General features: G+C 39.3%; 11 protein-coding genes, 5 pseudogenes and 1 riboswitch. Of the genes and pseudogenes, 14 read left to right on the top strand and 2 right to left on the bottom strand.

Translation table 11 applies throughout. The features are described from left to right. The first annotated feature begins 3 nt into the window (after positions 1–3). Positions 4–1,743, top strand: coding sequence for an ABC transporter ATP-binding protein (locus B2V22_RS07075; protein ID WP_290491435.1), 1,740 nt, complete (start codon positions 4–6; stop codon positions 1,741–1,743). Between the two features lie 71 nt (positions 1,744–1,814). Here B2V22_RS07075 and B2V22_RS07070 read toward each other — a convergent pair whose 3' ends face one another. After that, a complete protein-coding gene (locus B2V22_RS07070) occupies positions 1,815–2,576 on the bottom strand; it encodes an HPP family protein (protein WP_069285827.1) in 762 nt (253 codons plus the stop codon). 153 nt (positions 2,577–2,729) lie between these two features. Here B2V22_RS07070 and B2V22_RS07065 point away from each other — a divergent pair, with 153 nt between their 5' ends. The 7 genes and pseudogenes from B2V22_RS07065 to dexB all read left to right on the top strand — a co-directional run bounded on the left by B2V22_RS07065 (position 2,730) and on the right by dexB (position 6,728). Then, positions 2,730–3,086 (top strand): ATP-binding cassette domain-containing protein, encoded by a 357-nt coding sequence (locus B2V22_RS07065; protein WP_290491463.1) that lies wholly within the window; start codon positions 2,730–2,732, stop codon positions 3,084–3,086. A 3-nt stretch (positions 3,087–3,089) separates the two neighbouring features. Then, complete coding sequence (locus B2V22_RS07060) at positions 3,090–3,311, top strand: amino acid ABC transporter ATP-binding protein (protein WP_290491432.1); 222 nt, start codon at positions 3,090–3,092, stop codon at positions 3,309–3,311. Positions 3,312–3,498: 187 nt separating this feature from the next. Continuing rightward, positions 3,499–4,095 (top strand): nitroreductase family protein, encoded by a 597-nt coding sequence (locus B2V22_RS07055; protein ID WP_003142669.1) that lies wholly within the window; start codon positions 3,499–3,501, stop codon positions 4,093–4,095. A 68-nt stretch (positions 4,096–4,163) separates the two neighbouring features. Beyond that, positions 4,164–4,343: pseudogene (locus tag B2V22_RS07050) on the top strand (sugar ABC transporter substrate-binding protein); the annotation flags it as partial. A gap of 55 nt (positions 4,344–4,398) precedes the next feature. Next, positions 4,399–4,647: pseudogene (locus B2V22_RS07045) on the top strand (sugar ABC transporter permease); the annotation flags it as partial. A gap of 4 nt (positions 4,648–4,651) precedes the next feature. Further along, positions 4,652–4,990: pseudogene (locus tag B2V22_RS07040) on the top strand (TOBE domain-containing protein); the annotation flags it as partial. Positions 4,991–5,114: 124 nt separating this feature from the next. Beyond that, positions 5,115–6,728: a glucan 1,6-alpha-glucosidase DexB gene (gene dexB, locus B2V22_RS07035; protein WP_003142666.1), complete on the top strand. Its 1,614-nt coding sequence runs from the start codon at positions 5,115–5,117 to the stop codon at positions 6,726–6,728. 56 nt (positions 6,729–6,784) lie between these two features. Here the strand turns inward: dexB and B2V22_RS07030 are convergent, their stop codons facing one another. Next, on the bottom strand, positions 6,785–7,699 hold the full coding sequence (locus tag B2V22_RS07030; protein ID WP_107309484.1) for a substrate-binding domain-containing protein: 915 nt from the start codon (positions 7,697–7,699) through the stop codon (positions 6,785–6,787). Between B2V22_RS07030 and B2V22_RS07025 the strand changes: the two are divergent. The 6 genes and pseudogenes from B2V22_RS07025 to B2V22_RS07000 all read left to right on the top strand — a co-directional run. Next, positions 7,636–7,986: pseudogene (locus B2V22_RS07025) on the top strand (galactokinase); the annotation flags it as partial. The gene B2V22_RS07030 and the pseudogene B2V22_RS07025 overlap by 64 nt on opposite strands. Positions 7,987–7,990: 4 nt before the next feature. Continuing rightward, positions 7,991–9,471: pseudogene (gene galT, locus B2V22_RS07020) on the top strand (UDP-glucose--hexose-1-phosphate uridylyltransferase). Between the two features lie 109 nt (positions 9,472–9,580). Next, complete coding sequence (locus tag B2V22_RS07015) at positions 9,581–10,510, top strand: alpha/beta hydrolase (protein WP_290491429.1); 930 nt, start codon at positions 9,581–9,583, stop codon at positions 10,508–10,510. Positions 10,511–10,557: 47 nt separating this feature from the next. After that, entirely contained in the window at positions 10,558–11,235 is a 678-nt protein-coding gene (locus tag B2V22_RS07010) for a YjjG family noncanonical pyrimidine nucleotidase (RefSeq protein ID WP_149314600.1), read from the top strand. A 119-nt stretch (positions 11,236–11,354) separates the two neighbouring features. After that, positions 11,355–11,505: riboswitch (Lysine riboswitch) on the top strand. 95 nt (positions 11,506–11,600) lie between these two features. Beyond that, positions 11,601–13,016, top strand: a complete 1,416-nt coding sequence (locus B2V22_RS07005; protein WP_290491427.1) for a YfcC family protein — start codon at positions 11,601–11,603, stop codon at positions 13,014–13,016. Between the two features lie 18 nt (positions 13,017–13,034). Then, complete coding sequence (locus B2V22_RS07000; protein WP_290491425.1) at positions 13,035–14,207, top strand: M20 family metallopeptidase; 1,173 nt, start codon at positions 13,035–13,037, stop codon at positions 14,205–14,207. Positions 14,208–14,252: the final 45 nt, after the last annotated feature.

Below are 14,252 nucleotides of genomic sequence, written 5' to 3'. Positions count from 1 at the left end.
CAGATGGATAAAACAACATTCTCATGGCTGATGGATTATATTAAATGTTACCGTTGGACAACAATCGGCTTATTCCTGTTTTCGACGATTACCGTCCTTTTTCAAGTTTTAATACCCATTCAAATCGGACAGGCAGTGAATGAAATCGTTGGCCTGGACCAAGTGGATTATAAAGCTCTGTGGCATGCCATTATCTGGTTGAGTGTGTTCTCTTTAATTGCAGCTTTAGCTCAGTATATACAAAACCAGATGTCTAACCGATTAACCTACCATATTATTGCGGACTTACATAAAGACGCCTTTAATAAAATCCAAAAACTCCCTTTATCATACGTGGATAATCATTCTTTAGGAGACCTTGTTTCTCGTGTCATTAATGATGTCGATTTAGTTGGTAATGGTTTATTACAGAGTTTCAATAGCTTATTCTCTGGAGTGATTTTAATTGTCGGGGTTATCGTGATGATGTTATCCCTAGACGTTAAAATCGGACTGATCGTCATTATTTTGACACCCATTTCTGTGGTTGTATCATATATTATTGCCAGTAGAACCTACCACCGCTTTACTGAACAAGTCAATTTACGTGGCGAACTCGGTGGATACGTAGATGAAATGGCCCAAGGGCAAATGATTGTCCGTGCCTTTACCTTTGAAGATGACGCCATTGAACAATTTACAAGTATTAACCAAAAAGTGCATGAGTCAGGTCTGTGGTCACAATTTTATGGCGCTTTAATTAACCCAACGTCGCGTGTTTTAAACTCCATTGTTTATGCTGTTGTGGGCGTAGTCGGTGCCTTTACTGTATTATCTGGCCAATTGAGTGTGGGGATTTTCTCTTCATTCTTAACTTACGCCAACCAATACAATAAGCCATTTAATGATATTTCTTCTATTATTAATGAGATGCAAACATCTTTAGCTGCTGCTGCTCGTGTCCATGAACTGATGGTGGCTGAGGAAGAAACGCCTTCACGCGACCAAGCAGAACTTGCAACGGTTGAAGGGGCTGTTGATTTTAAAGACCTAACCTTCTACTATGATAGCCAGCGACCTTTAATCGAAGACTTAAACGTCCGTGTCAAGGCTGGAGATACGGTAGCCATTGTAGGTCCTACTGGGGCTGGGAAAACGACACTTATCAATCTTCTGATGCGGTTTTATGACCCAGTAGCCGGCGGTATTCATATTGACGGTGTCAACACCTTAGATATGCAACGTAGCTATCTACGACAAAAATTTGGGATGGTTTTACAGGACTCTTGGATATTTGAAGGAACTATTTTCGATAATATTGCATACGGTAAGTCGGGCGCAACCATGGAAGACATAGTTGCTGTGGCTAAAAAAGCCCAGATCCATGACATGATCATGCAAATGGACCAAGATTACCAGTTTAAATTAAGTGAGAACGGGGCCAACATTTCTAAAGGGCAACAACAATTAATTTGTATTGCGCGCATTATGCTGACTGACCCAGACATGTTGATATTGGATGAGGCGACATCTTCAATTGATACGATGACGGAGAAGGCGATTCAAGAAACCTTTGATGCAATGATGGTCAACCATACAACCTTTATCGTAGCCCACCGTTTATCAACGATTGAAAATGCCGACCAAATCTTATATATGGAAAACGGCCATGTCTTAGAACAAGGCAGCCATCAAAGTTTATTAGAAAAAGAGGGTAAGTACTTCAATCTATACCAATCGCAATTTGATCACCAAGCTGAATAAGTCCTTGTTGAAGAAGGCGCACATCAAAAAGCTAGCGGCAATTTTCGCTAGCTTTTTTGTCTACCCTCATCTTATAAATAGTTCAGAATCGTCGTAATATCCCGTTGAGTGACAATTCCAATAATGTCTTCAGGTTTACGGACATCGTCTTCTTCCGAAATCAATAAGACTTCATTTTGGTTGTTGCGCATCAAGTCGACCATTAAATCATCTAATTCAAAAATTGGGGTATCGGGTGAGATGATTTGTTTACTGGTAATTTTCTTATGATGGCTATGATTGATGATTTGCCTTACTTGATATTTGGAGAAGTCCATATAGAACCAAGCATTTTTGGTAATTTCATCCGCAATAAATTTGGTGATGAGTTCTGCAGAAATAACTGAAACCAAGCGTTCCTTATTGAAGACGGGTAATTGGGATACTTGATGGTGGTGTAAATCAGTCAAGGCTTTTTCTAGACTATCATCCATATTAATGGCAAAAACTGGTTTGATAAATTTTCTGGTTGAAGGAATTTGTGTCAGTAATTGGTTGATTTCAAAAAGTTGTTGATTGGTTTCTTCAGAAGGATAAGCCAGGTTTACTTCAACCTCAGTCTTGTGGTGGGTCAACAAGTTGCGTAACTGGCGAATCTGGTCTAAAAATTGATGGTTACGTTTGATTACTTTGTTTGTTTTGGCCAATTCTTCTACACATTGGAAGAAAGTAGCATCATCATCCGCTAATAATCTCTTCATGGTTTGGTGTAATGCGTTAAAGTGGCTGATAAAAGCGACTGTTACTGAATAGGTTTTATCCCTGATAAATTCTTCAGAATAATGACTGGTCATCTTGGCAACCTCCTTCTATCTACTACTTTAATTATAACAAAAAGATGATGGCATAATGAATTGCAATACTCTTGAGCAAATAAATTACAACCTTAGGTGTGCTAGCTGATTCTGACATCCAAGCGATTGAAGACTTGGATGGGAAAAAATTTGGTGATAACACTTGAAATTAACGGGGTTAAAGTTACAGCACCGGATATTAAAAAGCAAGATGCCTTTGCCTTAAGACAGCAAACTGCCATGGTATTCCAACACTATAACTTGTTCAGAAATAAGACAGTATTAGAGAACGTAACTTTATCTTTAATTTCAAATAATGTCATGAAAAAAGATGAAGCTGCTGAATTTGGCGAAAAATTATTGAATCAAGTGGGCTTGTCGAAACAAAAAGACCAGTACCCAGTGACTTTATCAGGTGGACAACAACAACGGGTAAGTATTGCCCGGGCTCTTGCCGTACAACCCAAAGCAATTTTACTAGATGAGCCAACGTCTGCCTTAGACCCATAATTAGTGAATGAGGTACTAGAAACTATCGAACAATTGACAAAAGGACACACAACACTTGTTATCGTGACGCACGAAATGAATTTTGCCCGCAAAGTGGCAGACCGGGTTGTCTTTATGAATGATGGGGTGGTCGTTGAATCTGGACGGCCGGATGAAATCTTCACTAATCCAAAAGAAGAGAGAACCAAGCAATTCCTAAAAGAATATATTGGGGCCAATGAGTAGGTTATCTAAATTGTCCTGATATGGTACCAAAATCGTACTAAATAAAGTCTTTTGATAACTTAAAAGTAGAAGATTGTACATTGATGAACTTGATAATTGACTTTTAAAAAGTAAGCATGTAGACTATAAATAGTTCTAAATGGAACTAGTCATTTAAAAAATTGAAATTTAAAGGAGTATTTAATTTATGTCACAATTTAAAGAATTATTAACTAAACGTCGTTCTCACTACGCTATCGGTGCTAACACTGATGTGACTGCTTCAGATGTAGCTGCCGCTTTAAAAGAAGTGATCTCAACTGTACCAAGTGCCTTCAACTCACAAGGTGTTCGTGTTGTTGTCGTTTCTGGTGAAAATAACCAAAAACTTTGGGACTTAATCAAAGGTGTACAAACACAAGTATTAGACGAAGGTACCTTAAACTACATGACACCAATCATGGACGGTGCGCGTGAAGCAGTTGGAACAATCTTATTCTTCGAAGACCGTGATGCTGTTGAAGCAGGTATCCCTGGTAACCCAGAACGTCGTTCAGTTTATAAAAACCACGAATCAGCAAATGCGCAATTAACAGCTTGGTTAGCATTAACTGAATTAGGTTTAGGTGCAAACTTACAACATTTCAACATTGGCTACGAGCAAGGATTTGACCGTGCTATCCGTGAATTGTTAGATTTACCTGAAGCTTGGGAATTAGTTGCTGAAATGCCATTTGGTTCTATTGAAGCACCAGCTGCAGAAAAAGAAGTTATTGCTGCTGAAGAACAAGTTATCTTAAAATAATCACGTCATATTAGACGTTAACAAAAAGGATCATTTACCTCATGGTAAGTGATCCTTTTTGTGTTCATTTAAAAGCCTTAAATGAACTAGCCTTCACTGACAAACATTATGTATGGATGGCGCAACATTGGACGAGTGAAGATGATTTCTTCACCGCAACAGCCAACTACTTAATGAGGCAAGATATAGAAGCTTTAGCGGATGAACTGAATGCCTTCTTCAATCCAATGAAAGCAGACCTAGACTAGGGGGAAAAATCACATGAAAAAAATAATTAATAAATATTGGGGTTGGGCCTTTTTAATTGCCCGGTTGTTAAATTCAAAAATCAAGGGATGCACCTTTTTTAGAGCCTAGTATTTCTTTTCAGCAGTGCTCTCCGGATTGACCGTATCGTTAATTTGTAAACAGGTATTTAACTATGGTTTACCGGCTATTGGTCAAGCATTGAATATTGGCTGGTTACAAGAGTCTCTACTAGGTTCAACTAGTGGCGCCGTATTTGCAGCTATCTTTGTCCTTTTATGGCAAGGTGTGGCTATGCCAATTATCACTTCAAGATGGTTTGGACATTGCTATACCAGAAGGGCAAGCTAAAATCTTACGCGACCGTGGTTACCTGGGTAAAGAAGTCATTTTCGGTATTCGTCCAGAAGATATTTTGGATACTAACATTGCTATTGAAGCCTACCCAGAGGATACCGTGACAGGTGAGATAGTCGTTTCTGAATTACTTGGTTCTGAAACCATGTTATACCTAAAATTAGGTGAAACTGAATACGTTGCACGCGTATCTACTCGTGACACATTTGAAGCGGGTGACAAAGTTGCCCTAACCTTTAACATTACGAAGGGACATTTCTTCGACTTGGCAACAGAACAAGCAATTCGTTAATATGCGAAGCATATCTTAGCTGGGGACAAAACTTCCCAGCTATTTTTGATATTATTGGTGCAAGCGCTTGCACAAACTGGTAGAATGGACTTAACAACATAAAACATCATAAGGAGTGCGTGAAATGGAAAAACATTGGTGGCACAAAGCAACTATCTATCAAATCTATCCTAAATCCTTTGCAGATGCGAATGGCGATGGTATTGGGGATTTAAAGGGCATTACCAGCAAATTAGACTACTTGCAAGAATTGGGCATAACTGCCATCTGGTTATCACCAGTTTATGATAGCCCTATGGACGATAACGGTTATGATATTGCGAATTATGAAGCGATAGCAGACATGTTTGGTGACATGAATGATATGGATTTGTTACTAGCCGAAGCCAATCAACGTGGTATTCGTATTATCATGGACCTCGTCGTAAACCATACATCAGATGAACATGCCTGGTTCGTGGAAGCCCGCGACAATCCGACAAGCCCAGAACGTGATTATTATATTTGGCGTGACGAACCCAATGACCTAACTTCAATATTTAGTGGCTCAGCATGGGAAAAAGATGAAGCATCTGGTCAATATTACCTGCACTTCTTCAGCAAAAGGCAACCTGATTTAAACTGGGAGAACGCCTCTTTACGTCAAAAAATTTATGATATGATGAACTTTTGGATCGATAAAGGTATCGGTGGGTTCCGTATGGATGTTATAGACATGATTGGTAAAGTTCCTGATCAAGGGATTGTCAATAATGGCCCTAAATTACACGATTACATCAAGGAAATGAATACTGCTTCCTTTGGTAAACATGATTTATTAACTGTAGGTGAGACATGGGGTGCTACGCCGGAAATTGCCCAATTATACTCAAATCCTGACAGTCATGAACTATCTATGGTATTTCAGTTCGAGCATATTGGTCTGCAACATAAGCCGGATGCAGCTAAATGGGATTTTGAAGACGAACTAGATGTACCTGCATTAAAAAAGATTTTTAATAAATGGCAGACAGAATTAGGGCTTGGTCAAGGTTGGAACTCTTTATTCTGGAACAACCATGATTTACCACGTGTCCTTTCTATTTGGGGCTCAACTGGCCCAAACCGAGTGAAATCAGCCAAGGCATTAGCCATTCTCCTACATCTGATGCGAGGCACACCTTATATTTACCAAGGTGAAGAAATAGGAATGACCAATTATCCTTTTAACAATTTAGATGAAATTGATGATATTGAATCCTTAAACTATGCACGAGAAGCTACGGCAAATGGTCAATCTATGGGACAAGTCATGGACAGTATCCGCATGATTGGTCGAGACAATGCTCGGACACCTATGCAGTGGGATGAAACGAAACATGCCGGATTCTCAAGTGGAGACACAACCTGGCTACCAGTAAATCCAAATTATCATGAAATTAACGTCAAAAACGCCTTAGCTGATCAGAACAGTATTTTTTATACTTATCAAAAATTGGTTCAATTACGCCAAACTGCAGACTGGTTAATCGATGGCGATTTTGAGCTATTAGATACTAGCGATAAAGTATTTGCCTACATCCGAAGAACACCAAGTGAAGCATACTTAGTAGTCGTGAATGTATCTGATGTAGCACAAACATTTAGTTTTAATGGTACATATGAAACAATTATTATCAGCAATCATGTGGTGCCAACCGATTTACAACAAATTACCTTGGATGCTTGGGATGCATTTTGTGTTAAGCTGACAAAATAAAAAAATAATATCAAAAAGGGTAACCGCAATCGTTTGTGGTTACCTTTTTTTGATATTTATACACTAGAATCACGTATTGTTAACCGAGTGGCAAGTCTAGTCATAGTAGGTACTACTTCCGGGTTTATCAATTGACGATTCAGGGTATCCACAGCAATTCGACCCATTTCCTCGGTAAAAACGGTCACACTGGATAGGGCGGGGAAAATCTGTTTCGTCAACGGGGTATCATTAAATGAAATAAGGCTCACCCGTTCAGGGACAGCAATACGCGCCTCCTGAAGGGCACGTAAAGCACCAATAGCTAATGTATCATTGGCCACAAAGAAAGCTTGTGGAAGGGCTTCTCCATGTTCAGTGATGGCCTGTTTCATCAAATCATACCCAGCTTGTGCTGAAAAATCACCAATATACGTATATTTTGCATGGTAAACACCAAGTTCAGATGCATAGTTTCGGAAAGTTCTGAACCGTTGATCAATTAACTGTTCCTTACCATCTGTCGTTTTCTCTTCACCGGCAATCATACCTATTGATGTTAACCCATGCTGCATAAAATAATCTAATACTTGAATCACGGCATTATCAAAATCAGTTGTCACACAGGGATGACCAGCATTTAAGGTATCTGAATCCACAAAAACCAATTTGCGATTATAGGACTCTAACCGTTTAATTTGTTGATTAGAAAATTTACCGATGGCAATAATTCCAGCAATATCATCAGCAATTTGAATAATTTGATTATTGAAATAACGGACAATATCATAGGTTAAATCTTCGGCACGTTTTTCTATCCCAATCCGAATAGCGTAATAATATAAATCATTTAATTCTTCTTGCTCACTATACCATTGGACAACAGCAATTTTTTGTCGCTGTTTTGGTATATTCGTCGTCTTTTGATGTTTGGGAAAACCAACGAACGTCACTTGCACGACAAGCATTGCAAACTGGGGATCTATTAGCATTTGGTCGCTTAATGAATGCCTCCCATGTATCATTAGAACACGATTATGAAGTTACCGGAATCGAGCTAGATACCTTGGTCCATACAGCATGGGCACAGGAGGGTGTATTAGGCGCGCGTATGACGGGCGCAGGCTTTGGAGGATGTGGCATTGCCATCGTCGCAAAAGACAAGGTGGATGCTTTTAAAGAGCAAGTAGGATGTGTATATACTGAAACAATCGGCTATCCACCACAATTTTATATCGCAGAAATCTCAAGTGGCGCGCGTGTACTAACAAGGAGATGATGACATGGCAAAACTAATTGATGCCTTTGTTACACAGGTTATTGAAAATAGTGATTATACAATAGACGATCATTTTTATTTACGCGATCGAATCTTAGCATTAACTGGTGAAGCAGGTGCCAATCAAGAAACAGCTAGAACCACCCTTATTTCCTTAAGTGATGCCTTAGTAGATGTTGCTGTTGACAACGGAAAAGTAGGGGATTTAACAGAAGAGCGAGATACTTTAGGCGCTGCATTAATGGATTTTATCACTCCAGCCCCTAGTGTTTTAAATCAACACTTTTGGGATACCTATCAAATTTCTCCAGAAGAGGCAATCCAGGAATTTTATGCGCTGAGTCAACGTAATGACTATATTAAAGTAGGGGCCATTGCTAAGAACATTGCGTATACAAGTCAAACGGCCTATGGACCAGTGGAAATTACCATTAACCTATCAAAACCTGAAAAAGATCCCAAGGCAATCGCTGCCGCCAAAAAAGCGCAATCTTCTAGTTATCCTCTTTGCCAGCTATGCATGGAAAATGAAGGATATCAAGGCAGAATCAACCATCCGGCGCGCGCTAACCACAGAATTATTCGTCTTCAATTAGGGATGAGAAGTGGGGGTTCCAATATTCACCATATGCCTATTTCAATGAGCATAGTATTGTATTAAACACACAGCATGTCCCCATGGTCATTTCAAAACAAACATTTGAACAATTATTAGACATTGTAGCTATTTTTCCTGGATATTTTGCTGGATCTAATGCCGATTTGCCGATTGTAGGAGGTTCAATTCTAACGCATAATCATTATCAAACGGGACGTCATGATTTCCCTATGGCTAAGGCGCCCTTTGAAAGTCAATTCACGTTTGAAGGTTACCCAAACATCCAAGCTGGGATTGTCAAATGGCCCATGTCTGTGATACGTCTACAAGGAAAAGAGCGCGGAGATTTGGTGACCTTGGCCGATAAAATCCGACTGGCTTGGCAAACATATGAAGATCCAAATCTAGATGTAATTGCATATACAGGGGACGAAGCTCATCATACAATTACACCTATCGCCCGCAAAAATGGGGACAAATTCGAACTAGATTTGGTTTTACGTGATAATCATACTTCATCACAATATCCAGATGGCGTTTATCATCCACATCAAGATGTGCAACATATTAAACAGGAAAATATCGGTTTAATTGAAGTAATGGGCTTAGCTATATTACCACCACGCTTAAAAGATGAAATCTCGGCGGTTGCTGACTATCTATTAGATAAAGAAAATAATATTGCAGCTTACCATTTAACATGGGCACAAGAATTAAAGCAAAATTATCACCATACGTTTACTCCAGATACAGTGCATACTATTTTAAAAGATGAAATTGCAAATGTTTTTGTACGCGTCTTAGAAGATGCTGGTGTGTATAAAGATACACCAGCAGGAAAAGATGGCTTTAATCGATTTATTCAATCGGTAGGTATCGTTTCTTAAATTTTTCATGCCCCCGTTTCTTGCTATTTGGAGACGGGGGTTTTCTTTTTCTCTAATGAAAATCAAATGCTATAATGGCATTAATGAAATTTAGAGGAGAGAACGTCTGATGCAAAAAGAAGTAATAAAGCTATATAATGATCGTGATGATGTGACCTTAACTAGCTACGTGATTGATCCAATCCGCACAAGTAATGTGAACATTGAACGACCGGCCGTGATTATCTGTCCCGGTGGTTCATATATGTACTGTTCAGATAGAGAAGCTGAACCAGTGGCATTGGCATTTAATGCTATGGGCTTTCACGCATTTGTCTTGCGATATTCGGTCTATGGGCAAGGGAAAACAACTGCAGAAATCATTGCAGAAGGGCAATTTCCGGTTAAATCTGATGTTATTTTCCCCCATGCGCTACAAGAAACTGCTAAGGCATTTGAAATTTTGCATCAATATGCGACTGAGTGGCGCATTGATACTGATAAGATTGGCCTAGCAGGATTTTCTGCTGGTGGTCACAATACCGGGATGTACAGTAATGTATGGCATGAAGATGTGATTCAAAATGCAACAAATTTGAAGGGCAAAGCCTTGAAACCAGCATTTAATATTTCTGCCTACGCCCTAACTGATATTGCCTATTATTATCACCAAAACATTGCCAATCCTGACCCAAATATCAAGGCCTATGCAACAGCTATATCTTTAGTTTGCTTTGGAAAACCACTACCTAGTGAAGCAGAAATTGAACGTTATTCTGTCCCAGCTACTGTGAATGAACATACTGCACCAACTTTTATTTGGGCGACACGTGAAGATGATGTTGTTAATGTACGTGATTCCTTATCACTAGCCTTAGCATTAGAAGAAAATCAAATTCCGTTTGAAATGCATATTTTCCAAGAAGGACCACACGGCCTTTCAGTGGCTAACGAGCTTTCTGCAACCATGCCCAATCAAGTGAATAAAACTGCCGCGCAATGGCTACCGCTAGCTGAAAATTGGTTGAAAGAAATCATCTTAAAAGGCGTTTATTCCTGAGCGCTTAGGATGATACTATGGGTTTAGGATAATAAAAAGAGGTAAATATGAAGTATAAAAACTTATTATTTGATGTAGATGATACCTTATTAGATTTTCAAGATGCGCAAAAGGTTGCATTGAAATTTTTATTTGAGTCTATGGATATTCCTTATAATGAGGAAACTGAGAAAATGTATAATACCATGAATCAAAGTCGCTGGCGCCAATTCGAACAAGGGATTTTAACCTCAGAACAAGTTGTAAATGGTAGATTTGGTATTTTCTTCAATCAACTAGGAATTGAAGTGGATAGTGTTGAAATGGAAAGAAATTATCGGCAGTATCTAAAAGAAGGTATAAAACCTGTTGAAAATAGTTTGGAACTAGTGAATTCACTTTCTAAACAGGCAAATTTATTTATCGTTACCAATGGAATTGCTGAGACGCAATCTTATCGTTTACAAAAATCTGGTTTGATGCCGTACTTTAAAGATGTGTTCATATCTGAGGAACTGAATGCTCAAAAGCCTAGTATAAATTTCTTTAATACAGTATTCTCAAGAATCCCATATTTTAATAAAGAAGAAACAGCCATTATTGGAGATTCGCTTACGTCAGATATTCAAGGAGGTATTAATGCTGGAATCGACACCATTTGGTATAACCCAAAAAGGAAAGAAGTAAAAGATCCAGTAATGCCAACCTATGATATTGCGCACTTAAATGAAATATATGATTTATAGTTTTTGGCTTAGTTTAACGAATTTTTGTCATGAATGTACAATAGCATATAACATCGATTGTAAAATTTCTTGATATTGTACCTTTTATTTCATAAGATTAGACTTAAATGAATAAATGCGGAATAGAAAGAGGCCGCTAATCACATCAGTATCCATTTGGAGAAAGGGTTATTAGCCGAAACAGTATGATTTACTGTTGGGGGTGTATTAAAAAAATGCATCACTGCCAAAAAGGAATGCCCAATTCCTTCCAGGAGCGCTTTCTACTTTGCGGGCAAAAGTGATTTCTGTATTCAACCGATACCAAGTCGAGCTTTTGCTTGCCTTGGTATTTTTTTATTGAATTTTATTAAAGGAGCTTTTTTATGAAGTCAAAACTTTTTCCAAAAAAGTTACACATGCCGAATGCATTAGTGCTTTTATTTTCAATCATGGTCATCATGATGGTCTTAACCTGGTTTATTCCAGCAGGGGAGTTTGAACGAATGCTGGTCGATGATCGAACTGTTTTAGTACCAGATTCTTTCCATTTTATTGATTCTAGCCCACAAAATCCCTTCAAGTTGATTCTGGCCTTACCGCAAGCTTTTATTGAGGTAGGATCTATCGTATTCTTCCTCTTTATCACAGGTGGATCATTTAAATTAATTAACGAAACAGGCATTCTTGAAGCCTTAATGGGTCGTTTAGTCCGTACCTTAAAAGGACGCGAGCAAGTCTTCATTCCTATTCTTGTTTTTGTGACTGGTTTAGGTGGTGCCACTTTAGGTTTATCAGAGGAAATTATCCTCTTCATCCCAATCGGTATCGCACTAGCTAGAGCTTTAGGCTACGATGCCATGACTGGGATTGCCGTTTTAATTCTTGGGGCTGCAGTCGGCTTTAACGCCGGTTTTATGAACCCATTCTCAGTAGGTGTTGCCCAAGCCTTAGCTGAATTACCATTGTTCTCAGGTGTTGGCCTACGTATCGCCTTATTCATTGTTCTTTGGGCTGTAACGACGATTTTTATTATGCGTTATGCGAAAAAAGTCAAAGCTGATCCAAGCAAAAGCGACGTAGCTGATTTAGAAGCTGCGGATAAAGCGCAAGCTGACTATATCGATTTAAATGAACAGGAACTACCAGCCTTTTCAGCACGCCACAAGTGGATTTCTGTGGCTTTACTATTCGGTTTTGCCATGATGGTATACGGTGTATTCCAGATTGGTTGGTTTATTGACGAACTAGGTGCAATGTTCTTTACCATGGCAGTTGTTTCAGCCTTAATCGGGGGTCTTTCAACTGGTAAAATAGCCGACACCTTCGTTTCTGGTGCTGCTGAGATGATGTTCTCAGTACTTGCCATTGTTTTCGCCCGCGGTATTTTAGTAGTCATGGAAAATGGAATGATCTTAGATACAATTATTTACAATCTTGTACAAGTGGTAAACATTTTCCCAACTATCTTAGGATCAGTTGGTATGTACGTGATTCAAATATTGATTAACTTCTTTATCCCATCTGGTTCAGGTCAAGCCGCGGCGACTATGCCAATCATGTTACCAATCGCTGACTCACTAGATATCACAAGGCAAACAGCTGTACTTGCTTTTCAATTAGGGTCAGGTTTCATGGATGCCATTATTCCAACATCCGGTGTCCTAATGGCTGAATTGTCACTGGCTAAAATTCCATATAACAAGTGGTTTAAATGGTTCATGCCGTTACTTGCCGTATACATCTTAATCGGATTGGCTTTCTTAATCTTTGCCCATTTTGTAAGCTATGGCCCATTCTAGAAAGGAAGAGTAAATTTTATGACTGTAAAAGAAATATTACATCAAGAAGTTAGCGCCCTAGAAACTGACTTAAGAGAATTGAGCGATTATATTTTTGCCAATCCAGAACTAGGCCATCAAGAATTTAAATCGTCAAAGGCTCATATTGCATTGCTTGAGAAACATGGTTTCACTGTTGAAGCACCATATGCTGGCTTTGATACAGCCTTTAGAGCGACTTTTGATTCAGGTCAACCTGGCCCAACAATTGCTTACTTGTCTGAATACGACGCCTTACCTTCAATCGGACATGGTTGTGGCCACAATATGCTTGGGACTGTAGACACTGGTGCAGGTATCGCCTTATCTAAGGTGATCAACCAGACTGGCGGCCGAGTGGTTGTTTTAGGAACGCCTGCAGAAGAAACAACTGGAACTAAGGTAGATATGACTAATATAGGCGTTTTTGACGACGTAGATGTGGCTATGTGTACCCATCCTTCAGATGAAAATACGATGTCTGGGACTTCAATGGCTATCCACCCAATTGCTTTTGAATTTTTCGGTAAACCAGCTCATGCTGCAGAAGCGCCAGAAGAGGGGATTAACGCCTTAGATGCTATGTTAAACCTATTTAACAATATCAATAGCTTACGCCAAGAAATGCGGTCATCTGCCCGTGTACATGGGATTATCACCCATGGTGGAGACGCAGCCAATGTGATCCCTGAATACACACGCGCTGAGTTCTATGTCCGCGCCTTGGATACGCCTTATATGGAAGTTTTATCGGAAAAAATCATCAACTGTGCTAAGGCCGCAGCACTTGCCAGTGGTTGTACCATGAAGCACACAAACTTTGAAAATATTTACAAGGATATGATTACGAATGAGACATTGTCTGCTGTCTACAACGAAAATGCAGGCGACTTAGGCATTGAAATGGTCCCAGAAAAATTAGGGGAAAATGGATCAATTGACATGGGGGATGTTAGCCATGTTGTTCCTTCAATCCATTCCTACTATTCAATCACAGACGGTAAACGTGTTATCGGACATACACCTGAATTTAGAGACTGCACCCAAACACCGTTTGCTTATGACATGATGATGAGAGTTGTTGAAACGCTGGCGCGTACAGGTGTTGATGTTATCAGCAAACCAGAGTTACTGACCGATATTCGAACAGAATTTGCCAATCAAAAAGTATAGGAAATAGAAAAAATCGCCTGGAGTGTAGAGGCCCCCAAAAGTTAG

This window comes from Aerococcus sp. UBA6277 (assembly GCF_002440555.1).
GTDB lineage: Bacteria > Bacillota > Bacilli > Lactobacillales > Aerococcaceae > Aerococcus.
This window is presented reverse-complemented; position numbering and strand designations above follow the sequence as displayed.

What these genes read in the sequence shown, in the direction of transcription:
- B2V22_RS07075 (WP_290491435.1), top strand. Translation starts at nt 4, where the DNA reads ATGGATAAAACAACATTCTCATGGCTGATGGATTATATTAAATGTTAC.
- B2V22_RS07070 (WP_069285827.1), bottom strand. Translation starts at nt 2,576, where the DNA reads ATGACCAGTCATTATTCTGAAGAATTTATCAGGGATAAAACCTATTCA.
- B2V22_RS07055 (WP_003142669.1), top strand. Translation starts at nt 3,499, where the DNA reads ATGTCACAATTTAAAGAATTATTAACTAAACGTCGTTCTCACTACGCT.
- dexB (WP_003142666.1), top strand. Translation starts at nt 5,115, where the DNA reads ATGGAAAAACATTGGTGGCACAAAGCAACTATCTATCAAATCTATCCT.
- B2V22_RS07030 (WP_107309484.1), bottom strand. Translation starts at nt 7,699, where the DNA reads ATGCTAATAGATCCCCAGTTTGCAATGCTTGTCGTGCAAGTGACGTTC.
- B2V22_RS07015 (WP_290491429.1), top strand. Translation starts at nt 9,581, where the DNA reads ATGCAAAAAGAAGTAATAAAGCTATATAATGATCGTGATGATGTGACC.
- B2V22_RS07010 (WP_149314600.1), top strand. Translation starts at nt 10,558, where the DNA reads ATGAAGTATAAAAACTTATTATTTGATGTAGATGATACCTTATTAGAT.
- B2V22_RS07005 (WP_290491427.1), top strand. Translation starts at nt 11,601, where the DNA reads ATGAAGTCAAAACTTTTTCCAAAAAAGTTACACATGCCGAATGCATTA.
- B2V22_RS07000 (WP_290491425.1), top strand. Translation starts at nt 13,035, where the DNA reads ATGACTGTAAAAGAAATATTACATCAAGAAGTTAGCGCCCTAGAAACT.